The sequence below is a fragment of the Tepidiforma sp. genome, from assembly GCF_026419595.1.
Lineage (GTDB): Bacteria > Chloroflexota > Dehalococcoidia > Tepidiformales > Tepidiformaceae > Tepidiforma.
The window spans coordinates 132,198-152,809 of record NZ_JANZZD010000002.1 but is presented as its reverse complement, the minus strand read 5'-3'; the positions used below and the strand labels follow the sequence as shown (position 1 = coordinate 152,809).

Below are 20,612 nucleotides of genomic sequence, written 5' to 3'. Positions count from 1 at the left end.
GCCGCTACCACCGGTAGGTCGCCGCGTCGCCTACCCGGTGCAGCTTCAGGAAGTTCGTCGTGCCCTGCGCCCGGACCGGCAGGCTCGCCACCACCACCACCTCGTCCCCCGCCTCCACGAAACCGCCGTCGATCAGCGCGCGGTCCAGCTCCCGAAGCAGCTCGTCGGTCGTCAGCACGGCCGCACTGAGGACGGGCACCACGCCCCGGGCCAGCGCGAGCCGCCGGTACACTGCCTCCGTGTGCGTCACCCCGAAGATCGGCGCCTCCGGGTGCACCTTGCTCATCAGCAGCGCCGAGTAGCCGCTCCGCGTGAAGCAGGCGATGCCCCGCATGTTCGGGTCCGACTCCACGATGCGCCGCGCCGCCAGCGCGATGACGTACGAGTGGTCGTCCTGCGCGTCAGCGCCCCGGGCTTCCGGCGCTGGCCCCTGCACCGCCTCCGCCTGCCGGAGGATGCGGTCCATCATCGCGACCGCCTCGACCGGGTACTGCCCGATCGCTGTCTCCCCGCTCAGCATCACCGCGTCCGAGAACTCCCACGCCGCATTCGCCACGTCGGAGGCCTCCGCCCGCGTCGGCCGCGGCGAGCTGACCATCGATTCCAGCATCTGCGTCGCCGTGATGACCGGCACCATCTCCCGCGCCGCGGCTGCGATGATCCGCCGCTGCCAGACCGGCACCTCCTCGGGCGGCAGTTCGACCCCGAGGTCGCCCCGCGCCACCATCAGCCCGTCCGCCTCGGCCGCGATCGCGTCGAGGTGCTCCACCGCCTGCTTCCGCTCGATCTTCGCCACGATCGGGATATCGCCGCCGAGCGCCGCCACGGCCGCCCGCGCCGCCGCGATGTCCGTATCGTCCCGCACGAAGCTGAGCGCCGCGTAGTCGACGCACTCCGCGACGGCCATCGCCAGCGCCTCCCGGTCGCGGTCCGTCAGCGCCGGCGCGGTGAGCGCCGTCTCGGGAAAGTGGACGCCCCGCCGCGGCGCGAGCAGGCCGCCCACCATCACCTCGCAGACGAGATCGCTCCCCTCCCGCCGCACCACCCGCAGCTCGACCTTCCCGTCGTCCAGCAGCACCCGCTCCCCGGGCGCCACGTCCTCCAGCAGCCGGTCGTAGGCGATGTGCAGCCGCTCCTCCGTCCCCGGCACCGGCTCGGGCGTGAGCCGCACCGCCGCGCCGGGCCGCAGGTCCAGCGCCCGGCCGTACTCGTTCTCGCCGGTCCGGATCTTCGTCCCCGCGAGGTCGAGCAGCACCGCGACCGGCCTGCCCTCCGCCTTCGCCGCCTCCCGCACCAGCCGCACCGCTTCCCGGTGGCCCTCGAGCGTCCCGTGGCTCGTGTTCAGCCGCGCGACGTCCATCCCCGCCCGGATCATCGCGCGCAGCGTCGCCGGCTCCAGCGAGGCCGGCCCCAGCGTCGCCACGATCTTCGTCCGCCGCAGCGCCGTCATGCGTTCGACTATAGCAAGCCGCGGCCAGCGCCCCGGTGAACGGTACACTGCCCCCATGCCCCGCGACGAGCTGAAGGCGCGCGAGTTCCTCTTCCTCACCGAGGAGCTCGCCCTCCGCGCGCTGCCGCCCGGCGTCCCGCCGCCCCACCGCAGGGTGATGTGGACCATCCTCCAGCTCTCGTGGGGCGCGCCCCAGTTCCACGTCGAACTCCAGCCGCAGCCCGCCCGCGCCATCGTCGAGCTCGGCCTCCATTTCGAAGGCCCGCCGGAGGCGAACGACGCGCGCGCTGCCCTCGTCGCGGCCCACGCCGCCCCGCTGATGGCCGCCCTCGGTCCCGCGTGGGAGCTCGAACACTGGACGCCCGCCTGGCGGCGCCTCCACCGGACGTTCGCCTTCGACCGGCTCACGCGGCCGCTGGCCGAGGCGGTCGCCGCCGAGATGGCGCGCGCCATCCCGCTCCTTTACCCCTTCTGTCTGCCCGAGCCAGCGCCCGCCTTATCCCTTAGCGCGGCCGCCGCTACCCTCGCCCCATGAGCCGATTCGCACCCCTGCTCCTCGCTGCGCTCGCCGCCTCGGCGCTCGTCGCGGCCGCTGCCTGCGGCGGCGAAGACGACGACGCGCCGGCCTCGACGCCCTCCCCGGCCGGCACCGCGACCGCCGCCAGCCCGGCCCCGGCCCGCACCCCCACACCGGCTGCGAACGCCACGGCCGGTCCGATCACGCTCGCCAACCCCACCGTCACCGCCTCCGGCCTCCGCTACGAAGACGTCGCCGTCGGCGACGGCCCGTCGCCGCAGCAGGGCCAGCGCGTCACCGTCCACTACACCGGCTACTTCACCGACGGCCGCAAGTTCGACAGCTCACTCGACCGCGGCCAGCCGTTCACCTTCGTCCTCGGCGTCGGGCAGGTCATCCGCGGCTGGGATGAAGGCGTCGCCACCATGAAGGTCGGCGGCAAACGCCTCCTTTACATCCCCTCGAACCTCGCCTACGGCGCGCGCGGGCAGGGGCCCATCCCGCCGAACACCGATCTCATCTTCGAGGTCGAACTGCTCGACATCCGCTAGTCCGGCCGGGCTTCCCCGGGCGGCGTCCATGCCCGCACCACGCGGGCTGCGATGAGCCCGTCGATCTCCTCCGCGGCGAACCCGAGCTCGGCGAGGACTTCCCGTGTATGCTGCCCGAGCGCCGGCGACGGCAGCCGGGTGCCCGTCTCGCCGCCGCTCATCCGCAGCGGCGAGTTCGCCATCACGACCGGCCCGAGCACCGGGTGCTCGAACTCCCGCAGCAGCTCCATCGCCTGCACCTGCGGGTCGTCGAACAGCTCCGCCGTGTACCGCACCGGCCCGCTCGGCACGCCGGCCGCGTCGAACGCGGCCACCCACTCGTCCGTCGTCCGCGTGCTGAATATCGCGGCGATGAGCTCGTTCAGCACGAGGTTCTCATCGGGCGAGAGCGCTTCCGTGTCGAATTCGTCGCCCTCGACCCGCGGGTCGTCGACCCCGAGCACGCGCACGGCGGCCCGCCGCAGCCGGTTGTTCAGGCACGCCAGCGCGATGTACGAGTCCTTCGTCTCGTAGACCTTGTAGTACGGGTTGTTCCGCCGGCCCGTCTCGTGGCGCGGCGGCACCTCCTTCAGCGCCTCCTCCACCCGCCGCCCCTCGGCCCGGGCGCGCGCCATCGCCGCCAGCAGCCGCTCCCGGTGCTGCCGGTCGAGCCGCTCGATGCTGAACATCGGCCGGTACTGCACGGCGATGCCCGCCGCGAAGAGGCTCGTCTCGATGAACTGCCCCCGGCCGGTCTTCTCCCGGTGGTAGAGCGCCGCCGCCGCGCCGTAGGCGAGGAACATCCCCGCCGCGAGGTCCGTCGGCGAGGTCGTGATGATCGGGTGCGGCAGCCCGCCCGCGCCTTCGAACGCCATGATGCCCGTCATCGCCTGCGAAACGAGGTCGAACCCCGGCCGCTCCCGGTACGGCCCCGCGCTCCCGAAGGCCGTGTTCTGGCAGTAGATGAGCCGCGGGTTGATCGCCGAGAGCGTCGCGTAATCCACGCCCAGCCGCTCCGCCACCCCCGGCCGGTAGTTCGCGAGCAGGATGTCGGCCGTCCGCACCAGCCGCTCGAAGACGGCCTTCCCCTCCGGCCGCTTCAGGTCGATCGAGATGCTCCGCTTCCCCTTGTTCACGCCCATGAAGCCCCGGCTCTCGCCGGGCGCGACCGGTGCGGTGTGCCGCCAGAAATCGCCCAGCGGCGGCTCGACCTTGATGACGTCCGCCCCGAGGTCGGCCAGCATTTCGCCCGCCAGCGGCCCCGCGATGTATTCGCTCAGGTCGAGCACCCGCACCCCTTCGAAGACCCCGCGGATCGTCTCCATACCCTCCTGTCCTCCCGCCGGTCAGCCGCGCGGCAGCCCGAGGCCGCGCGTCGCGATGATGTTCCGGTTGATCTCCGACGTGCCCGCCGCAATCGTCAGCGAGACCGTCTGCAGCACGGCCATCGGCACCTGCCCGCCGAGCGGTGCCCACGCGCCGTCCATCAGCTGCCCGCGCAGCCCCAGCGCGGCGTACGCCGTCCGCGCCATCCGCTGGTGCAGCTCCGTCCCGAACGTCTTCGCCATCGACGCCTCGTAGTTCGGCACCAGCCCCCGGCTCTGCATCCACGCCACCCGGTACGACATCAGCCGGCCGACCTGGAAGCCGAGCGCGATGTCCGCCAGCGGCAGCCGGACTTCCGGACGGTCGTAGAGCGTTCCCCCGCCGCCGTCCCGCGCAGGCGCCGCCTTCGCATAGGCCACCACCTCTTCGAACGTCCGCAGCCCGCCGATGACGCGCCCGATGCCCGACCGTTCGAAGTCGAGCGTCGCCGTCGAAACGTACCAGCCCCGGTTCACCTCCCCCACGACCATGTCGGCCGGCACCCGCACGTCATCGAAAAAGACTTCGTTGAAGCCCGCCTGCCCGGTCATCTGCACGAGCGGCCGCACGGTGATGCCCGGCAGCGTCATGTCCACGAGGAAGTAGGTGATGCCGCGGTGCTTCGGCGCATCCGGGTCCGTCCGCGCCAGCAGGATCATGAAGTCCGCCCGTTGCGCATTCGAGGTCCAGATCTTCTGGCCGGTGATCACCCAGCTGTCGCCGTCGCGCACCGCCCGCGTCTGGAGCGAGGCGAGGTCGGAGCCGGAGCCCGGTTCGCTGAAGCCCTGGCACCAGGTCATCTCGTCCCGCGCGATGGCCGGCAGGAAGCGCGCCTTCTGCTCCTCCGTCCCGAAGAGGATGAGCGTCGGGCCGACCCGGTCGGCGCCCATCGTCTGGCCCGGCGCGCGGTGGTAGGCCATCTCTTCGTTGTAGACGAGCTGGCGGAGGTGGGGCGCGCCCTGCCCGCCGTACTCCCGCGGCCACGACATCGTGAGCCAGCCCTTCGCCGCCAGCTTCTTCGTGAACGACTCGCCTTCGCGCGCCTTCGGCAGCTCCGCCCGGATGAAGGCGCGCACCTCCTGCCGGAACGCCTCGTCCTCGTCCGAAAAGCGGAACTCCATGGCGCGCCCCCTCGCCGCGTTTGCCGAACTCTACCGCGGCGCCGGCTGCGGCGGTAGCCGCCTCAGGCGACGCCGCGCAGCCGCGGGTCTGCCGCCCGGTCGGCCATCGCGAGCGCCTCTTCCACCAGCATCTCCGCCCGCTTGCCCATGCCTTCGAAGCCTTCGCCGACCGTCTCGCCCTTCAGGTAGCGCGCGTGGATGCCCTCCACGATGACCGCCAGCTTGTAGGCCGCGAAGATTTCGTACCACTCGATCGCCGAGACGTCGCGGCCGCTCAGCCGGGCGTACATCGCGATCAGCTCCTGCCGGGTGTGGAAGCCGGGCTGCGCCGTCACCGCCGATGCCGCCCGCGCCGCGAGGTACTCCTCCGAATCGCCGACCTGCCCCCAGTAGCCGAGCGTGTACCCCACGTCCGTGAGCGGGTCGCCCAGCGTCGCCATCTCCCAGTCGAGCACGGCAACCACCCGGCCCGGGTCCTCCCGGTCGAGCATCATGTTCCCCAGCCGGTAGTCGCCGTGGACGATGGTCGGCTTCGGCGAGACGGGCATGCTCGCCCGCAGCCGCCGGATCAGCTCATCGATCGCCGGCAGCGGCCGCGTTTCGGAGCGGGCCCACTGCTCGCTCCAGCGCCGCACCTGCCGCTCGAGGTAGCCCTCCGGCCGGCCGAAATCGCCCAGCCCCACCGCCTCGTAGTCGATGGCGTGGAGCTGCACCAGCGTTTCGATCAGCGCCCGCCCGATCGCCTGCCGGCGCTCCGGCGTGTCCGCGTACCCCTCCGGGATGCGGTCGGCGATGATCACGCCCTCCCGGTACTCCATCACGTAGAACGGGTAGTCGTTCACCGCCGGGTCTTCGCAGAGCGCGATCGGCGGCGGCGCCGGGAAGCCCGCCCGCTGCATCCCCTGCAGCACCCGGAACTCCCGCGTCATGTCGTGCGCCGTCGGCAGCACGTGCCCCAGCGGCGGCCGCCGCAGCACCCACGTCCGCCCGCCGCCCTCCACCCGGTACGTCAGGTTCGAACGCCCGCCGCTGATGAGCGTGAAGCGGAGCGGCACATCCCCGCCGGGGACGTGCTCCGCGAAGAACTTCGAGACCGCCTCGTAGCGGATCCCGGCTGGCACCCCGTTCGTCGTTTCGTTCGTCATCGAACCGGAAAGTATACGCCCCGGGCCCTTGCGCCGAAGCCCCGCGCCCACGAAGATGACAAAGCTCGAAATCTTCGTAGATCTGGATCATGACGGATCATTTGGAAGATTTGGATCGTTTGACCGTCTGCTCGTGGGATACTGCCTCCTGCGGCGCCGATGCCTTCGCCGCCGCCCGGGAAGCCGCCGAAGCCCACGACGCCGTCCTCATCCTCACCTGCCAGCGCATCGAAGCCGTCGCCCTCGCGCCCTGCCCCTTCGGCTGCGCCGCCGCCCGCACGGGCCGCGATGCCTTCGGCTACCTCGCTGCCCTCGCGGCCGGCCTCCACTCCATCGCCCTCGGCGAACACGAAATCCTCGGCCAGGTCCGCCGCGCCGCCGATGCGGCGCCGCCCCGGGTCGCGGCCGTCCTCCACCGCGCGATCGCCGCCGCCCGCGCCTTCCGCAAGCGCCACCCCATCGATGCCGATGCCGGGACGCTCCTCCGCCTCGCCCTCCGCCGCCAGCCGCCGCCGGGCAGCCTGCTCGTCATCGGCTCCGGCCCCACCGCTGCGGCCGTCTGCCGCGCCGGCCGCGGCCTCGGCATCCCGTCCATCACCGTCGCCTCGCGCGCGCGCCCCGCGTGGCTCGCCGGCCGCGCCGATGCCTGGCACCCGCTCGAAGGGCTCGCCAGCCTCCCGCCGCATGCGCTCGCGGTCGTCGCTCTCGGGGGCGATGCGCCCGTGCTCGCGCCGGGCGAACTGCCGGCCGGCGCCGTCCTCGACCTCTCCACACCGCGCCGCACGGACCCCGGCGACGGCCGGGTCGTCACCCTCCGCGACCTCCGCGCGGAAGCCGGTTTCGAAGGCCGCGCCGCCTTCTTCGCCGACCTCGAGACCGAGGTCGAGCGCGTCCTCGCGCACTGGTCGGAAGACGCCGCCTCGCCGGTCGGCCGCTTCCGCCGCGCCGTCGAACTCCGCCGCCGGGCCGACCTCGAACGGATCGCCCGCCGCCACCCGGAAATTCCCCGCCCCGTGCTCGAGACGATCACCCGCAGCCTGGTCGCCCACATCCTCCACGAGCCCTCGGAGCGGCTCCGCGCCCTCGACCCCGCGACCGCGCGCGCCGTCGCCGCCATCTTCGACGTTTCGGAGCCCGCATGACCGCAGCCGTCCTCAGCACCCGCCACCCCGAGACCGCCGCCATCCTCGCCGTCGCCGAAGACGGCCTCGCCGGCTTCCACGAGCGGCCCTTTGCCGTCATCGCGGAGCGCGCCGGCCTCCCGGAGCCGCTCGTCATCGACCGCATCCGCGGCCTCCTCGAAGCCGGCATCGTCCGCCGCGTCCGCCAGACGCTGAACACCGGCAGCCTCGCCCACGGCGCGCTCGTCGCGTGGAAGGTGCCGAACGACGCCCTCCACGACGCCTTCGATACGCTCTTCCGCGACGACCCATTCTCCGGCCACGTCGTCATCCGCTCCACGGACTCGAACCTGCCCGGCGCTGCTTTCCGTCTCTGGACGACCGTCAAGGTGCCGCAGGGCTTCTCCCTCGAGCGGCACGTCGCCCTCATGGGCGGTGTCATCGGCGCCGAAGCGTGGCGGATCATGCCAGCCCGCTGCCTCTTCGCCCTCGGCGTCGGCCACGTCCGCCGGCGCAGCCTCGAGCCCGGCGCCCGCGCCGATGCCCCTGCCGCGCCGCTCTTCCCCGAACTCACCCGCCTCTCCCCCTTCGAATGGGAGGTGCTCGCCGCCCTCAAGGAGCCGCTCGAACCTGCGGAGCTGGTCAGCGAGCCGTGGCGCGCCCGCGCCGGCCGCCTCGGCCTCCCCTACGGCCGCTTCCTCGACGCCGTCCGCTCGTTCGAGGAGAAGGGGCTCATCGCGCGCTTCTCCGCCTTCCTCGAACACGTGAAGGAGCTGCCCACCGGCGAACGCGTCACCCGCTACAACGCCCTCTTCCACTGGGCGGTCGAACCCGGCCGCGAACTCGACGCCGGCGGCGAAGTCGGCCGCCACCACATCATCACCCACGCCTACTGGCGCGAAGCCGGCCCAGAATTCGGCGGCGTCAACATCATGGCCGTCGCCCACGGCACCGAGAAGGACGTCCTCCTCGCGCACAAGGCCGCCATCGACGCCCACCTCGCCGAGGCCGGCATCCCCGTCCGCTACACCACCCAGTTCTGGGGCGGCCGCTCCGAAATCAAGCCTTCCGAAATCCTGCCCGCCGCCTACGACGCCTTCTGCCGCCAGCGCGGCATCGACCCCGACACCATGCGCGAGGAGCCCTGACCATGCAGTACCGCCCCCTCCACGGCACGCCTCTCACCCTCTCCGCCGTCGGTTTCGGCGTCTGGACCGTCGGCACCACGTGGTGGGGCGTCACCGACCGCGCGGAAGGCATCCGCCTCCTCCGCCTCGCCTTCGACCTCGGCATCACGTTCTTCGATACCGGCAACACCTACGCCGACGGCGCTGCCGAGACCATCCTCTCCGAGGCGCTCGGCAGCCGCCGGGGCGACATCGTCATCGCCACCAAGTTCGGCTACGACCTCTCCGTCCCGCCGCGGCCCAACCAGCAGGAGCGCCCCCACGACTGGTCGCCCGCTCACATGCGCCGCTCGCTCGAGGCTTCCCTCCGCCGCCTCGGCACGGACTGGATCGACTACTACCAGCTCCACAACCCGCGCATCGACGCCATCCAGCGGGACGACCTCCTCGCCGCGCTCGAAGACGTCCGCCGGGAGGGTCTCATCCGCGCGTACGGCGTCGCCCTCGGCCCCGCCTTCGACCTCCGGCAGGCCGAAGAAGGCATCGCCGCCGTCCGCCGCGGCATGCCGGCGCAGATCATCTACAACATCCTCGAACAGGAGCTCGGCGAGGCGATCTTCCCCGCGGCGCGCGCCTGCGGGGTCGGCACCCTCGCCCGCGTCCCGCACGCCTCCGGCCTGCTCGACGGCACTGCCACCCGCGCGACCGAGTTCCCGCCCGGCGACCACCGCCGCTGGCGGATCGATACCCCGGAGAAGCGCGCGCTCTGGGAGGAAGGCATCCGCCGCGCCGGCACGCTCAGCTTCCTCGCGCGCGAGGGCCGGACGCTCGGCCAGGCCGCCATCCAGTTCATCCTCCGCGAACCCTCCATCGGCGCCGTGATCCCGAACATCTACGACGAAGCCGGCCTGCGCGAGTTCGCCGCCGCCTGCGACGCCCCGCCGCTGACCGATGCCGAGTACGACGCCGTCCAGCGCCGCCGCGCTGCCGGCTATCCCGAACCCGAAGGAGCCCCCGCATGAGCAGCGAACCTGAAGCCCGGCCCCAGCCCCCTGCCCGCCCCCGCGGCCCGATGGTCGAGCTCGACCCCTCCGGCCGCGTCAGCCTCAAGGAGGCCGACCGCGCACCCCGCCAGTTCCTCAACTACGCCTTCTTCCGCATCGACCCCGCCTTCCGCCGCCTCCCCCCGGACGAGCGCTGCGCCCTGCACCGCGAGTACGTCGAGGTGCTCCAGCGCTGGGCCGCCCGCGATGACCTCATCCTCCGCACTTACACCCTCGAAGGCCTCCGCGCCGATTGCGACTTCATGCTCTGGCGCATCGCGAACGACGTCCGCCGCTTCAACGAGATGCAGCGCGACCTCAACGCCACCCGGATGGCCGGCTGGCTCACCCCCGCCTACAGCTTCCTCTCCCTCCAGAAGCGCTCGCAGTACGTCAACCGCATCGAGGGTTCCGGCCACGGCATCGAGCTCCTCCCCGGCGAAGGCCAGTTCCTCTTCGTCTACCCCTTCGTCAAGACGCGCGCCTGGTACGCGCTCAGCCCCCACGCCCGGCAGGGCATGATGGACGAGCACATCCACGTCTCCGGCCCGTTCAAGGGCGTCCGCCTCAACACCAGCTACAGCTACGGTATCGACGACCAGGAGTTCGTCGTCGCGTTCGATTCCGACTACCCGCAGGAGTTCGTCGACCTCGTCGGCCGGCTCCGCTTCACCGAGGCCTCGCTCTACACCCAGCGCGATACGCCGATGTTCACCTGTCTGAAGACGCCGCCCGAAGGCATCTTCCAGCCCTGAGCGGCCAGCCCGACCGCCCACGCCGTGCCACAATGAACGACATGCCGAACACCACCGGCCACGCCTGGCTCGTCGGCGCCGGCCCTGGCGACCCGGGGCTCCTCACGCTCGCCGGCCGCGAAGCGCTCCAGCAGGCCGATGCCGTCCTCTACGATGCCCTGGTCGGGCCGGAACTGCTGCGCTTCGCCCGGCCCGGCGCCGAGCTCATCCCGGTCGGCAAGCGCGCCGGCGCCCACGCGATGCCGCAGGAGGAGATCACCCGCCTGCTGGTCGACCTCACGGCCGCCGGCCGCCGCGTCGTCCGCCTCAAGGGGGGTGACCCCTACGTGTTCGGCCGCGGCGGCGAAGAGGCGCTCGCCCTGCGCGAGGCTGGCCTCCCCTTCACCGTCGTGCCCGGCGTCACTTCGGCCGTCGCCGTCCCGGCCGCGGCCGGCATCCCCGTCACCCACCGCGGCCTCGCGACCCGCTTCACCGTCCTGACCGGCTCCGAACACACCGGCGAGGCGCCGGCCGACCTCCCCGGGCCGTCAGCCGCCGGCACCCTCGTCATCCTCATGGGCGCCGCCGCTCTCCCCGTCCTCGTCGAGCGCCTGCTCGCCGCCGGCTGGGACCCGGCCACGCCAGCCGCTTCGATCGCGAACGGCACCCTGCCGACGCAACAGGCCGTCACCGCCCCGCTCGCCGGCATCGCCGAGGCCGCGGCTGGCCTCCCGACGCCGCTCATCACCGTCGTCGGCCCCGTCGCGGCCCTCGCCGAGCGGCTCGGGCCGGGCCGCTTCGGCCCCCTCGCGGGCAGGACGGTCGTCGTCACCCGCTCCCGCAGCCAGGCCTCGCAGCTGAGCGAGGCGCTCCGCGCGCTCGGCGCCGCCGTGGTCGAAGCCCCCGCCATCCGCATCGAGCTCCACCCCGAGCGCCTCATCGCCGACGAGCGCGCGGCCAGCCGCTGGGACTGGGTCATCTTCACCAGCCAGAACGCCGTGGCGGCGATGTTCGCCGCCCTCGAGGCCGCCGGCCGCGACGCGCGCGCCTTCGGCGGCACCGCCATCGCCGCCGTCGGCGAAGCCACCGCCGAGGCCCTCCGCGCCCGCGGCATCCGCGCCGATTTCCTCCCCTCGCGCGCGACCTCCGCCAGCCTCGCCGCCCAGCTCCCGCGCGTCGCCGGGGCCCGCGTCTACCTCCCCATCTCCTCGCTCGCTGGGCCCGACCTCGAGGATGCCCTCCGCCAGCGCGGCGCGCACGTCGAACGCGCCGACGCTTACGACACCGTGCCCGAGGCGCTCGCGCCGGAGACGCTCGCACGGGTCCAGGCCGCGGATGCCGTCACCTTCACTTCTGCATCCACCGCCCGCTTCCTCCGCGCGGCGCTCGGCGAGGCCGAGCTGCCGCCGTCGGTGCGCCTCGTCAGCATCGGCCCTGCCACGTCGGCAGCCGTCCGCGCCTGCTTCGGCCGGCTCGACGCCGAGGCCGCTGAGCCCTCCCTGCCATCCCTCGCCGCCGCTGTCCTGGAGGCCCTGGCGTGAGCATCCTCATCGAACTCCTCCCGTCGGCCGGGCCGGTGCTCGTCGTCGGCGGCGGCGCGGTCGCCGCCCGGAAGGTCCGCGTCCTCGCCGAAGGCGGCTTCCAGGTCGTCGTCGTCGCGCCCGTGATCGCCGGGGAGATCGCAGCGCTCCCCGGCGTGACCGCCATCCCCCGCGCCTTCGTCCCCGTCGACGTCGATGCCCGGCCCTGGGCGCTCGTCCTCGCCTGTACGAACGACCGCGAAGTCAACCGCGCCGTCGGCGAAGCTGCCCGCGCCCGCCACATCCCCGTCCTCGTCGCCGATGCCCGCGCCGAGAGCACCACCAGCTTCCCGGCCCACTACCGCGACGGCGACCTCCTCGCCGCCGTCTCCACTTCCGGCGCCGACCCGGCCCTCGCTGCCCGCCTCCGCGACGCGGTCGCCGAGGCGCTCGGCCCCGGCCGCGCCGCCGACGTCGCCGGGGCCCGCGAGGCCCGCCAGGCGCGGCTCGCCGCCCGCAAGCCGGAGGCCGGCGCATGACCCACCTCGTCCTCGCCGGCCACGGCTCCCACCTCAACGCCGACTCCAGCGAGCCCTTCCACCGCCTCGCCGCCGCTCTCCGCGCGGGGGGCGAGTTCGACGCTGTCTCCGTCGCCCTCTGGAAAGAGGAGCCCTCACTCGCCCGCGCCCTCGACGCCGTCGACGACCCGGACGTCGTCGTCGTTCCGATCTTCATCTCCACCGGCTACTTCACCCGCACGGTCGTCCCCCGCGAGATGCGGCTCGACGGCCCCCTGACCGTCCGCGGCAGCCAGCGCATCCGCTGCACCCCACCCGTCGGCACCCACCCGCGCCTCGCCGACGTCATCATCGAACGCGCCCGCGAAGCCGGCGCCGGCCCGGACGACGCCCTCGTCGTCCTCGGCCACGGCACCCGCCGCGACTCCGAATCCGAGAAGAACGTCTACGCGATGGCCGGCCTCGTCGCCCAGCGCGGCTGCTTCGCCGAGTGCGGCGTCGCCTTCATCGACCAGGAGCCGGGCATGCTCACCATGCTCGACCGCTTCCGCGCGCCCCGCCTCTTCGTCGTCCCGCTCTTCATCGCCGAAGGCTGGCACGTCGGCGAAACCATCCCTGCCGACCTCGCGCTCGATGGCCCCGAGACCCGCCGCGGCGGCCGCGTCGTCCACTACACCCCGCCCGTCGGCACCCACCCCGCGCTCGCTGCCGTCGTCACCGACCTCGCCCGCGAAGCCCTCGACCGCTTCCCCGCTCCCGCTTCCCGCCTCCCGTCTCCCGGTTCCCGTCGCACGGTTCCCGCTTCCCGCCTCCCGCTTCCCGCCTTCCTCGGCGAGCTGCGCATCGAACCCGGCCGCGTCTGCGGCCCCGGCGACCCCGCCTGCGAACTCCCGCCGGACGCCGACGCCATCCGCCGCTGCGTGCGGTTCGATGCGGCCGGCCGCTACCGGCCGCTCCCCGGCGCGCGCGGCCTTCCCGGCGGCTGGTGCGTCCCCCTCGACGGCCGCATCGCCGCGGAGGAGGTCGTCGAGGCCGTGTACCCCCTCGCGGCCGTCCACCGCGCGCAGGCCGCAGCCGGCGCGCTCCGCATCGTCCCGCTGGATGAGGTGCTCGGCCGCCAGTCCGGCCGCTACGAGAGCGCGCGCCAGCTTTCCGAACGCGGCCGCACGGTCATCCGCGAGGTGCTCTGCGGCCGCTGCGTCCGCACCCCCGCCTGGCCGCTGACGGCTCCTCAACTCCCGTCTCCCGGCTCCCTACTTCCAACTCCCGCCTCCATCCCCTGCCCCGAGCCGTGCAGCGTGCTCGTCGCCCTCGCCCGCGAAGCCGCCGCCTGGGAAGCCGAGCCCCCAACCCCCGCGCCGGTCGACCCGTCCGTCCCCTTCGCCGACTTCGAAACACCGGGCAACGAGGTCCGCGAGGCTGTCCTCGCCGCGCTGCTCGAACCGGTCCGCCCTGGAGCTTCCCCATGACCAACCAGTCCATCCGCGACGCCGCCCTCGGCCTTTTCCCGGGCGGCGTCAACAGCCCCGTCCGCTCCTACCGCTCCGTCGGCGGCGACCCCGTGCCCATCGCCCGCGGGCAGGGGCCGTTCGTCTTCGACGCCGAGGGGAACCGCTACATCGACTTCGTCGGCGGCTTCGGCCCGGCCATCCTCGGCCATGCCCCGCCCGCGGTGACCGGCGCGATCGCCGCGGCCGCGGCGGAGGGCCTCGCCTTCGGCGCCCTCGGCCCGCGCGAAGTCGCCCTCGCCGAAGCCATCCGCGACGCGACGGGCCTCGAACGGCTCCGCTTCCTCAACTCCGGCACCGAAGCCACGATGACGGCCATCCGCATCGCCCGCGCCGCCACCGGCCGCGACCTCATCGTGAAGTTCGACGGCTGCTACCACGGCCACAGCGACGGCCTCCTCGTCAAAGCCGGGAGCGGCGTCGCCACCCTCGGCATGAGCGACTCCGCCGGCGTCCCGCAGGCGGTCGCCGGCCTCACCGCCGTCCTCCCGTACAACGACCCGGCCGCCCTGATGCGCTGGTTCGAAGCCCGCGGCGCCGAGACCGCGGCCGTCATCGTCGAAAGCATCCCCGCCAACGTCGGCATCCTCGCCCCCGACCCGGAGTTCCTCGAAACGCTCCAGTCCCTCCCCCGCGCCCACGGCGCGCTCCTCATCGCCGACGAAATCATCACCGGCTTCCGCCTGCGGCGCGGCCTCTCGGGCGTGCTGCCCGCTGCCGACCTCGTCACGCTCGGCAAAATCATCGGCGGCGGCCTCCCGGTCGGCGCCGTCGGCGGCCGTGCGGAGCTCCTCGGCCTGCTCGCGCCCGAGGGCCCGGTCTACCAGGCCGGCACCTTCAGCGCGAACCCCGCCGTCATGGCCGCCGGGCTCGCGGCTCTCGAAGCGCTCACCCCGGCCGCCTACCAGCGCCTCGACCAGGTCGCGCGCCACCTCGAAAACGGGCTCCTCACCGCCATCAAGCGCGCCGAGGCCCCGGCCTCCGTCGTCCGCTTCGGCTCGATGCTCAGCCTCTTCTTCCGGCCCGTACCCCCGCGCGACTACGCCGAGGCGCGGGAGGCCGACACCGCCGCCTTCGCCGGCTTCCACCGCGCGATGCGCCAGCGCGGCATCCTCATCCCGCCCTCCCAGTTCGAGACCTGGTTCGTCTCGCTCGCCCACAACGAACCCGAAATCGACGCGACCGTCCGCGCTGCCGCCGAGGCGCTCCGCGAGGCGCTCCCGGCATGACCGTCCTCCGCCTCGGCACCCGCGGCAGCCAGCTCGCCCTCGCCCAGGCCCGCCTCGTCGCCGGCCGCCTCGAGGCCGTCGCCCCCGGCACCCGGGTCGAGCTCGTCACCATCGCCACCGCCGGCGACCGCGACCAGTCGACGCCTCTCGCCGAGGGCGAGCGGCCCGGCTGGTTCACGACCGCCATTCAGGAGGCCCTCCAGCGCGGCGACGTCGACGTCGCCGTCCACTCGCTCAAAGACCTCCCGACCCGCCGGCCGGAGGGGCTCGTCATCGCCGCCGTCCCCCTCCGCGAAGACCCCCGCGACGCCCTCGTCTCCCGCGCGGGCCAGCCGCTCCGCGCCCTGCCGCCCGGCGCCGTCGTCGGCACCGGCTCGCCGCGCCGCGAAGCCCAGCTCCGCGAAATCCGCCCCGACCTCCAGGTCCGCCCCATCCGCGGCAACGTCGAAACGCGCCTCCGGAAGGTCCGGGACGGCGAGTACGACGCCGCCGTCGTGGCCCTCGCCGGCCTCCGCCGCCTCGGCCTCGAGGCGGAGGCCGCCGAGGTCTTCGGCTTCGAGGAGATGCTCCCCGCGCCGGGCCAGGGCGCCCTCGCCGTCGAATGCCGCGCCGCCGACGAAGGCGTCCGCCAGCTCCTCGCCCGCATCGATGACCCGCAGGTCCGCCTCGCCGTCACGGCCGAACGCGCCTTTCTCGCCGCCATCGAAGGCGGCTGCAGCTACCCTGCCGCTGCCTATGCCGAGCACTTCGGGTCGACACTCAAGCTCCACGCGCTCATCGCCCCCGGCGGCCGTATCATCCGCTCGAAGATGGGCGGCCCGGCGGAGACCGCTGCCGGCCTCGGCCGCCAGCTCGCCGCCGAGCTCCTCGAACGGGCCGCCCGGGGAGGCTGAGGCCGTGGACCCTGCCGGTTTCGAGCGCGACTTCTTCCGCGCCCTCAACGCCTTCGTCGAGCCAGCCGTCCGCGCCGGCCTCGGCGGCCCCTGCCTCGTGCCCGTCGGCCTCGTCGGCCTCGAAACCGCCGGCCGCCGCTCCGGCCGCCTCTACCGCACGCCGCTCCTCGCCTCCCTCGTCGATGGCTGCATCATCGTCGGCACGTTCCGCCCCCGGTCGAACTGGGTCCGCAATGCCGAGGCGGCCCCGGCCGTCCGCTGCTGGCTGAACGGCCGCGAACTCTGCGGCCGCGCCCACGTCCTCCGGCCCGGCCGCCAGCCGGAACTCCCCGAAACCGTGAGCCAGCTCGTCCGCGCCATCGCAGAGAACCTGCTCACCCGCTACACCGCCTTCGGCTGGTCGTTCGCCATCATTGAACCCGACGCCGAAGAGCCGACGGCCGGCGCCGCGTAGGCGCTGCTCGCGTGCCCGGCTACACTCGAACCATGCCCGGACCCCGGCGCGACCTCCACGAACTGAACCGCCGCAGCTGGAACGAGGCGACCCGCGCCCACAACAGCCACAAGGGCGACCAGGCCGCCTTCTTCCGCGCCGGCGGCTCCACCCTCTTCCCTGAGGAGCTCGACCTCCTCGGCCCGCTCGAAGGCAAGCGCCTCGTCCACCTCCAGTGCAACGCCGGCCAGGATACGCTCTCGCTCGCCCGGCTCGGCGCCGACGTCACCGGCGTCGACATTTCCGATGAGGCGATCGCCTTCGCCGGGCGGCTTGCTGCCGAGACCGGCATTCGGGCCCGCTTCGTCCACGCCGACATCTACGACTGGTTCGAAGAGGCCGCCGCCCGCGGCGAACGGTACGACCTCGTCTTCGCCTCCTACGGCGCCGTCTGCTGGCTCTCGGACCTCGCCGCCTGGGGGCGCGGCATCGCCGGCGTCCTCGCGCCCGGCGGGGCCTTCGTCCTCGTCGAATTCCACCCCGTCGCCTCGATGTACGACGACCAGCTCCGCCTGACCTGGCCCTACCGCGACCAGGAGCCGTTCATCGGCCCGGGCGTCAGCGACTACGTCGGCGCCTCCGGCGAAGCCCTCGTGCCGTGGGGCTTCGAACCGGGCGTCACCGGCTTCCAGAACCCCCACCAGGGCGCCGAGTTCGCCCACGGCACCAGCGACGTCATCATGGCGCTCATCGACGCCGGCCTCGTCCTCGAAGTCTTCCGCGAGTACGAGTACGCCAACGGCTGCCGCTTCTTCGAGCGCGCCGAAATGCGCGAGGGGCGCCGCTTCTACCTGCCGGCGGACGTCCCGGCGATTCCCCAGATGTACGCCGTCCGCGCCCGGAAGCCCGCCTAGGGAGCCGTCTCCGCCGCGCGGGCGCGTGCTCGCCCCGGCGGCCCCTGGGTCAGCCACAGCAGCAGCGTCACCGTGCCCACCGCCAGCGCGTGCTCGATATCGAACACGCGGTGGAAGATGGCCAGCCGCCCCGCCGCGAAGATGACGATCCCCGCCACCACGCCCGCGGCCGGCGTCCGCTGCAGCCGCCAGGCTGCCATCAGTGCCAGCCCGAACAGCCCCGCCGAAGAGCCGGCGTCGGGGTCGCCCAGCAGCCGCGCCGCGTGGCTGCTCCACTCCGCCGCGACCCGCAGGCCGAGCAGCGTCGGCCACGTTCCCGCCGCATCCGCACCCCAGAAGCCGAGCGGCATCAGCCGCGCCGGCCAGAGCACAGCGAACGCCGGCACGACGGCCAGCGCGAACAGCCACTCCGTCCCCACCAGCCCGGGCCGCGGCTGCACGAGCGGCGAGAGCACGACGCGCCACGGCTCCCGCCAGGCGAGGTCCCACGTCAGCGCCCAGTGGTCGATCAGCCACGCATGCAGGCCGGGCCGGAACTGGCTCGCGACCTGCGGCGCGAGCACGAGCGCCAGCATCCCGGCCGCCGCCGCAGCCTGCCCCCGCCGCATCACGCCGCCGGGAGCTCCGGCAGCTCGCGCTTCGCCCACGGCAGCCGGACCGGGCTCGCCTTCTCGCCGACCAGCGCCACCGCCAGTGCGATGCCGGGCAGGTCCGCTTCGCTCCGGTAGACGAGGTAGCGCGGCTCCCAGGCCGGATCCCACTTGTCTTTGAACGCGCGCAGCCCCTGGAAGTTGAACAGCCGGCCGCCGTACTCGTACAGCCAGTTGAGGACGCGCCCTTTCACGCCAGTCTCTTCGATGTTCGCCAGCGGCGCGAAGCCGAGGTTGAGCCCCTCCATCCCGGCGTCCCGGAACTGCTCCGCCATCCGCACGAAGAGGTAGTCCATCGTGCCGTTCGGCGAATCCGGCCGCCGCCGCATCAGGTCGAAGTTCGCCTCCTTCGACTGGAACGACGGCAGGACGTTCGCGAACGCCTCGATCCGGCCCGAGGGCGCGCGCACCGCCAGCACCCGCGTCTCGCGCAGGTAGTCCTCATCGAACCAGCCGAGCGTGAACTGCCGCTCCCGGTGGTGGCCGTCCGCCAGCCACGCGTCCGAGACTTCCCGCAGCTCGGCCATCGTCGCGTCGTCGATCGGCTGCGGCAGCTCCACCACCTCGTACCCCTCGCGCTCCATCCGGTTCACCGTCGCCCGGATGTGCTTGAACGACTTGCCCGAGAGGCTGAACCCCGGCAGCCGGATGACCGCGTCCTCGCCGATCTTCAGGGCCTTGAGGCCGAGCGACTGCAGCAGCTCGACCTCCCCCGGCGCGCACTGGTGGAAGCAGAAGCCCCAGCCGTTCAGGTCGCAAAACTCGATGAACTCCCGCACCACGGCCCGGCACGCCTCCGGCTCCCCGATCGGGCCGCCGAGCACCACGGCGACCCCGCGCGAGACGCGGTAGCCGAGGAACGCCTCGCCCTCGCTCGCGAAGAAGTGCGACTTGTCCGGCATCAGGTGGAAGTACGCCAGCGACGACGTTGCCCACTTCTCCAGGATCTCCCGCACGCGGTGCAGCTCCCGCTGCTCCTCCGTCAGGTGGTAGCGCACCGGCGAAAGCGCGTGCCACGTCCCCACCGCGAGGCTCGCCCCCATGAAGAGCCGGACCGAATCGAGGAACCACCGCCCGTGCCGCCCGACGGGCTCGGCGTTCGCCTCCGGCACGATGAGCACGAGCCGCACCGCATCCTCGGCGATCGCGATGAGCGATTCGGTCCCGCGGAAATGCCGGTCCAGCCACCACAGCCCGGCCAGCGCGTAGACGAACGCCCCGGCCGTCCCCAGCACGAACCAGGCGATGCCCCGGCGCGCCATCGCGGGGTCGCTCCGCGCGGGGAAGAGCGGCGCCCACGCGATGAGCAGCGCGGCCGTCGCCGCCGAGGCCGCGATGCCGACGAGGTCGGCGCGCTTCACCTGGAAGCACGCGATCGCCGCCAGCGCCGCTACCGTCGCGATGAGCCACGCCTGCCGCTTGCCGCGCAGCAGGCCGCGCACCGTGCCCGCCTGCGCCAGCGAAGCCAGCACGAGCAGGAACCGCGACGTGATCACCGCCTCCACCGGGAACGCCCGGTGGAGCGGCCCGACCTGGATCGGCGGGTGGTGGACCATCACCAGCACGAAGCCGAGCAGCGCGTTCGCCGCCACGACGCCCGCGGCGATGCGCCGCCGCCGCTGCCCCGGGATGCCTGTCCGCGTCACGAACCCTCACCCTCCTCGATGAATGCCGGCGCGGCAGCGTCGCGCCGCTCGCGCCCGGAAAGCCGCAAGGCCACCAGTCCTGCCGCCAGCGGTATCCACGCCTCGCCGATGCGGAAGAGCACGACGGCCGCTGCCGTGCCCGGGAGGCTCACGCCGTAGCTCCGCAGCATCGCGCCCAGCGACGCCTCCGCGAAGCCGAGCCCGCCCGGCAGCACGCCGACGGTCGAAAACAGCACCGTCATCGCGTAGCCCGAAAGCGCCACCACGGGGCTCGCCGGCTCGCCGAGCGCCTGCAGCACGCTCCACAGCAGCCCGGCCCCTGCGAGTTCGACCGCCATGCCCCACGCCAACGCACCCGCCAGCCGCCCCGGCGCGCGCCGCAGCGCCGATACCGCCTCGAACAGCTCATCCGCCGCTTCGTCGTTCGGGACGAACGCCCCGTGCTCCCGCCCGAGCAGCCGCCGGCCGACGTGCGCCGCCACCCCCGCCGTCCGGTAGACCCGCCGGACCGCCGCCCGGCTCCAGAGCGCGCCCGCCAGCACCGCCACCTGCGCGATGACGTACACCCCGAAGATCGCGCCCGCCAGCAGCTCCAGCCGCGTCACGTGGCCGTCCACCCACATGACGACGAACACGACCGCCAGCGTCAGCGTGAACGTCGCATGGGCGATGACCACCACGCCGGTGTAGGCGGTGGTCACCAGCCCCGCCGGCTCGCCGACCCGCTTCGCCCGCGCGAGGAAGACCGCGAGTCCGCCCATGCCCGCCGACTTCGAGACGATGTTCAGCGCGCCCCCCGCCAGCGAAGGCTGCAGCAGCTCCCGCATGCTGCCCTGCAGCCCTACCGCCCGCCACGCGCCCGCGTACATCCCGGCCTGCCCGACCAGGTAGAGCGCTGTCCACCCCAGCCCGGCCAGCAGCCACCAGGGATTCGCCGTCCGCGCCGCGTGCCACGCATCCGGGATGTCGCGCCGGTTCGCCCAGGCGAAGACTGCCGCCGCCGCGATCACGATGACCCAGGCGACAACCCGCACCCACCGGCCAGCCCGGAGAACTGCGGCGGCCGGCTCCGGGGATTGGGGCGTCATGCTTCGATGATTTCGCGCCCGCCGGCACCGAAAAAGATGCCTTCGATGACACCATCTCCG

Annotated in this window: 20 protein-coding genes; 13 read left to right on the top strand and 7 right to left on the bottom strand. The window is 73.4% G+C overall.

Annotated elements, in window-relative coordinates; all coding sequences use genetic code 11:
* Positions 1-4: 4 nt before the first annotated feature.
* Positions 5-1,450 (bottom strand): pyruvate kinase, encoded by a 1,446-nt coding sequence (gene pyk / locus N2041_RS02180; RefSeq protein ID WP_297675375.1) that lies wholly within the window; start codon positions 1,448-1,450, stop codon positions 5-7.
* A 55-nt stretch (positions 1,451-1,505) separates the two neighbouring features.
* Here pyk and N2041_RS02175 point away from each other — a divergent pair, with 55 nt between their 5' ends.
* Both N2041_RS02175 and N2041_RS02170 read left to right on the top strand, forming a co-directional pair.
* Entirely contained in the window at positions 1,506-1,985 is a 480-nt protein-coding gene (locus tag N2041_RS02175) for a hypothetical protein (protein ID WP_297675373.1), read from the top strand.
* On the top strand, positions 1,982-2,518 hold the full coding sequence (locus N2041_RS02170; protein ID WP_297675371.1) for an FKBP-type peptidyl-prolyl cis-trans isomerase: 537 nt from the start codon (positions 1,982-1,984) through the stop codon (positions 2,516-2,518). The genes N2041_RS02175 and N2041_RS02170 overlap by 4 nt, the downstream gene beginning before the upstream one ends.
* Here N2041_RS02170 and N2041_RS02165 read toward each other — a convergent pair.
* The 3 genes from N2041_RS02165 to N2041_RS02155 all read right to left on the bottom strand — a co-directional run bounded on the left by N2041_RS02165 (position 2,515) and on the right by N2041_RS02155 (position 6,128).
* The gene (locus N2041_RS02165; RefSeq protein ID WP_297675369.1) at positions 2,515-3,822 is read right to left on the bottom strand and encodes a CoA transferase; all 1,308 of its coding nucleotides are present in this window, start codon (positions 3,820-3,822) and stop codon (positions 2,515-2,517) included. The genes N2041_RS02170 and N2041_RS02165 overlap by 4 nt on opposite strands.
* Positions 3,823-3,843: 21 nt before the next feature.
* Positions 3,844-4,983: an acyl-CoA dehydrogenase family protein gene (locus N2041_RS02160; RefSeq protein ID WP_297675367.1), complete on the bottom strand. Its 1,140-nt coding sequence runs from the start codon at positions 4,981-4,983 to the stop codon at positions 3,844-3,846.
* Between the two features lie 62 nt (positions 4,984-5,045).
* Positions 5,046-6,128 (bottom strand): phosphotransferase family protein, encoded by a 1,083-nt coding sequence (locus tag N2041_RS02155; protein WP_297675365.1) that lies wholly within the window; start codon positions 6,126-6,128, stop codon positions 5,046-5,048.
* Positions 6,129-6,238: 110 nt separating this feature from the next.
* Here N2041_RS02155 and N2041_RS02150 point away from each other — a divergent pair, with 110 nt between their 5' ends.
* From N2041_RS02150 to N2041_RS02100, 11 genes are read left to right on the top strand one after another with little or no spacing between them, the layout of a single operon-like run.
* Positions 6,239-7,270, top strand: coding sequence for a hypothetical protein (locus N2041_RS02150; RefSeq protein WP_297675363.1), 1,032 nt, complete (start codon positions 6,239-6,241; stop codon positions 7,268-7,270).
* The gene (locus N2041_RS02145) at positions 7,267-8,397 is read left to right on the top strand and encodes a hypothetical protein (protein ID WP_297675361.1); all 1,131 of its coding nucleotides are present in this window, start codon (positions 7,267-7,269) and stop codon (positions 8,395-8,397) included. The genes N2041_RS02150 and N2041_RS02145 overlap by 4 nt, the downstream gene beginning before the upstream one ends.
* Positions 8,398-8,399: 2 nt before the next feature.
* Positions 8,400-9,398, top strand: coding sequence for an aldo/keto reductase (locus N2041_RS02140; protein ID WP_297675359.1), 999 nt, complete (start codon positions 8,400-8,402; stop codon positions 9,396-9,398).
* Positions 9,395-10,174: a chlorite dismutase family protein gene (locus N2041_RS02135; protein ID WP_297675357.1), complete on the top strand. Its 780-nt coding sequence runs from the start codon at positions 9,395-9,397 to the stop codon at positions 10,172-10,174. The genes N2041_RS02140 and N2041_RS02135 overlap by 4 nt, the downstream gene beginning before the upstream one ends.
* A 41-nt stretch (positions 10,175-10,215) precedes the next feature.
* Positions 10,216-11,694, top strand: a complete 1,479-nt coding sequence (gene cobA, locus N2041_RS02130) for a uroporphyrinogen-III C-methyltransferase (RefSeq protein WP_297675355.1) — start codon at positions 10,216-10,218, stop codon at positions 11,692-11,694.
* Positions 11,691-12,212, top strand: a complete 522-nt coding sequence (locus N2041_RS02125; protein ID WP_297675353.1) for an NAD(P)-dependent oxidoreductase — start codon at positions 11,691-11,693, stop codon at positions 12,210-12,212. The genes cobA and N2041_RS02125 overlap by 4 nt, the downstream gene beginning before the upstream one ends.
* Positions 12,209-13,660: a CbiX/SirB N-terminal domain-containing protein gene (locus N2041_RS02120; RefSeq protein WP_297675351.1), complete on the top strand. Its 1,452-nt coding sequence runs from the start codon at positions 12,209-12,211 to the stop codon at positions 13,658-13,660. The genes N2041_RS02125 and N2041_RS02120 overlap by 4 nt, the downstream gene beginning before the upstream one ends.
* Positions 13,657-14,928 (top strand): glutamate-1-semialdehyde 2,1-aminomutase, encoded by a 1,272-nt coding sequence (locus tag N2041_RS02115; RefSeq protein WP_297675349.1) that lies wholly within the window; start codon positions 13,657-13,659, stop codon positions 14,926-14,928. Before N2041_RS02120 ends, N2041_RS02115 begins: the two co-directional genes overlap by 4 nt.
* Positions 14,925-15,821 carry a hydroxymethylbilane synthase gene (gene hemC / locus N2041_RS02110; protein ID WP_297675347.1) on the top strand — a complete coding sequence of 299 codons (897 nt, stop codon included), beginning with the start codon at positions 14,925-14,927 and terminating at the stop codon, positions 15,819-15,821. The genes N2041_RS02115 and hemC overlap by 4 nt, the downstream gene beginning before the upstream one ends.
* A 4-nt stretch (positions 15,822-15,825) precedes the next feature.
* Positions 15,826-16,275 carry a nitroreductase/quinone reductase family protein gene (locus N2041_RS02105; protein WP_297675345.1) on the top strand — a complete coding sequence of 150 codons (450 nt, stop codon included), beginning with the start codon at positions 15,826-15,828 and terminating at the stop codon, positions 16,273-16,275.
* Positions 16,276-16,307: 32 nt separating this feature from the next.
* Entirely contained in the window at positions 16,308-17,168 is an 861-nt protein-coding gene (locus N2041_RS02100; RefSeq protein ID WP_297675343.1) for a bifunctional 2-polyprenyl-6-hydroxyphenol methylase/3-demethylubiquinol 3-O-methyltransferase UbiG, read from the top strand.
* Here N2041_RS02100 and N2041_RS02095 read toward each other — a convergent pair.
* The 3 genes from N2041_RS02095 to N2041_RS02085 are packed head-to-tail and all read right to left on the bottom strand — an operon-like array spanning position 17,165 to position 20,552.
* The gene (locus N2041_RS02095; protein WP_297675341.1) at positions 17,165-17,779 is read right to left on the bottom strand and encodes a hypothetical protein; all 615 of its coding nucleotides are present in this window, start codon (positions 17,777-17,779) and stop codon (positions 17,165-17,167) included. The genes N2041_RS02100 and N2041_RS02095 overlap by 4 nt on opposite strands.
* The gene (locus N2041_RS02090; protein WP_297675339.1) at positions 17,776-19,464 is read right to left on the bottom strand and encodes a phosphatidylglycerol lysyltransferase domain-containing protein; all 1,689 of its coding nucleotides are present in this window, start codon (positions 19,462-19,464) and stop codon (positions 17,776-17,778) included. The genes N2041_RS02095 and N2041_RS02090 overlap by 4 nt, the downstream gene beginning before the upstream one ends.
* On the bottom strand, positions 19,461-20,552 hold the full coding sequence (locus tag N2041_RS02085; protein WP_297675337.1) for a lysylphosphatidylglycerol synthase transmembrane domain-containing protein: 1,092 nt from the start codon (positions 20,550-20,552) through the stop codon (positions 19,461-19,463). The genes N2041_RS02090 and N2041_RS02085 overlap by 4 nt, the downstream gene beginning before the upstream one ends.
* Between the last annotated feature and the right edge of the window lie 60 nt (positions 20,553-20,612).

What these genes read in the sequence shown, in the direction of transcription:
- pyk (WP_297675375.1), bottom strand. Translation starts at nt 1,450, where the DNA reads ATGACGGCGCTGCGGCGGACGAAGATCGTGGCGACGCTGGGGCCGGCC.
- N2041_RS02175 (WP_297675373.1), top strand. Translation starts at nt 1,506, where the DNA reads ATGCCCCGCGACGAGCTGAAGGCGCGCGAGTTCCTCTTCCTCACCGAG.
- N2041_RS02170 (WP_297675371.1), top strand. Translation starts at nt 1,982, where the DNA reads ATGAGCCGATTCGCACCCCTGCTCCTCGCTGCGCTCGCCGCCTCGGCG.
- N2041_RS02165 (WP_297675369.1), bottom strand. Translation starts at nt 3,822, where the DNA reads ATGGAGACGATCCGCGGGGTCTTCGAAGGGGTGCGGGTGCTCGACCTG.
- N2041_RS02160 (WP_297675367.1), bottom strand. Translation starts at nt 4,983, where the DNA reads ATGGAGTTCCGCTTTTCGGACGAGGACGAGGCGTTCCGGCAGGAGGTG.
- N2041_RS02155 (WP_297675365.1), bottom strand. Translation starts at nt 6,128, where the DNA reads ATGACGAACGAAACGACGAACGGGGTGCCAGCCGGGATCCGCTACGAG.
- N2041_RS02145 (WP_297675361.1), top strand. Translation starts at nt 7,267, where the DNA reads ATGACCGCAGCCGTCCTCAGCACCCGCCACCCCGAGACCGCCGCCATC.
- N2041_RS02140 (WP_297675359.1), top strand. Translation starts at nt 8,400, where the DNA reads ATGCAGTACCGCCCCCTCCACGGCACGCCTCTCACCCTCTCCGCCGTC.
- N2041_RS02135 (WP_297675357.1), top strand. Translation starts at nt 9,395, where the DNA reads ATGAGCAGCGAACCTGAAGCCCGGCCCCAGCCCCCTGCCCGCCCCCGC.
- cobA (WP_297675355.1), top strand. Translation starts at nt 10,216, where the DNA reads ATGCCGAACACCACCGGCCACGCCTGGCTCGTCGGCGCCGGCCCTGGC.
- N2041_RS02120 (WP_297675351.1), top strand. Translation starts at nt 12,209, where the DNA reads ATGACCCACCTCGTCCTCGCCGGCCACGGCTCCCACCTCAACGCCGAC.
- N2041_RS02115 (WP_297675349.1), top strand. Translation starts at nt 13,657, where the DNA reads ATGACCAACCAGTCCATCCGCGACGCCGCCCTCGGCCTTTTCCCGGGC.
- hemC (WP_297675347.1), top strand. Translation starts at nt 14,925, where the DNA reads ATGACCGTCCTCCGCCTCGGCACCCGCGGCAGCCAGCTCGCCCTCGCC.
- N2041_RS02100 (WP_297675343.1), top strand. Translation starts at nt 16,308, where the DNA reads ATGCCCGGACCCCGGCGCGACCTCCACGAACTGAACCGCCGCAGCTGG.
- N2041_RS02085 (WP_297675337.1), bottom strand. Translation starts at nt 20,552, where the DNA reads ATGACGCCCCAATCCCCGGAGCCGGCCGCCGCAGTTCTCCGGGCTGGC.